Origin of the sequence: Anaplasma phagocytophilum (assembly GCF_023476575.1) — a bacterium.
Taxonomy (GTDB): domain Bacteria; phylum Pseudomonadota; class Alphaproteobacteria; order Rickettsiales; family Anaplasmataceae; genus Anaplasma; species Anaplasma phagocytophilum_A.
The window spans coordinates 1-1045 of the sequence record NZ_JAHLEX010000174.1 but is presented as its reverse complement, the minus strand read 5'-3'; the positions used below and the strand labels follow the sequence as shown (position 1 = coordinate 1045).

1 protein-coding gene is annotated in these 1045 nt (G+C 39.1%); it reads right to left on the bottom strand.

Translation table 11 applies throughout. The features are described 5' to 3' along the window. Nucleotides 1-595 (bottom strand): TatD family hydrolase (locus KPX09_RS05410; RefSeq protein ID WP_249549322.1); only part of this gene is annotated, 595 nt, incomplete at its 3' end. Between the last annotated feature and the right edge of the window lie 450 nt (nucleotides 596-1045).

Here is a 1045-nt window from a genome sequence, read left to right as displayed (position 1 = left end):
CTACACGGTCTCTGGGAACAAATTTGGCTATATCTCTTAAAAAACCTGCATTTTTGAAGGTAAGAATGCCGGAAAATGAGATGTAGAGACCAGCATCGAGTGAGTACCTTGCCAACTCCATTGAAGAAGCAAAACAATGCATAACGCCTTTGAAGGCACCATTTTTCATTTCCGAGGCACAGATTTCAGCCATTCTAGCATCAGCATTTCTTGAGTGAATAATGACAGGCAACTGAGTCACTCTAGCTGCATCTATATGAGCAAGAAAGCTTTTCTCTTGTTTATCGATACCCTCTTCACTCCGATAAAAATCTAAACCGGTTTCTCCCAGACCGATGACTTTATTATTTTCTGCAAAGGCAACCAAATCATCTACTGAAACAAATTCCCCCTTGGCACTATTACAGGGATGAACGCCTACAGAAGCGTATACTTGCTCATAACCATTGGCTATCTCCAGCAGTACAGGAAACTCTTCTATAGTAGTGCACACAGTCTGCATAAGAGACACGCCCACAGCACATGCGCGATTGATAATATCTCGAAGGTTTGCAGAATCAAAATAATTTAAATGACAGTGCGAATCTACTATCACCAACAATACTCAGTGAAAACCAAAGCAACTTCTGATTCTATCAGGTTTACCGAGAAGCACAATGTAGACATTTAATAAATTGCTGGGTAAGACGGCGGTATTTTAAGTGCTAGTAATACTCAAAGTTGAGCTTACACATTATACTAGAGCTGCTTCTATCTCTTTCAAGGAGTCACAAAATATAGGAAAGCCAAAAAGTAATGATGTTTTAGTAAGTCTGTATTGTAAAACTTGACAGATTATCTTCTCCCAGTGTTGCTATTTTCCCGATTACCAACCAGCAATAGCCTTTTCATAGGAGTACTATATTCAGGATTGTGATGTTCCAGCTACATCTCTAGACTAGCTCTTAGAGATTTTGCTATTCTCTTGAGGAGCAATATCAGCTTTCAGTTCTTTAATAGGAGTTGCTAGTATTGCGTTCATTCATAGCAAAGAAGATACCATCTA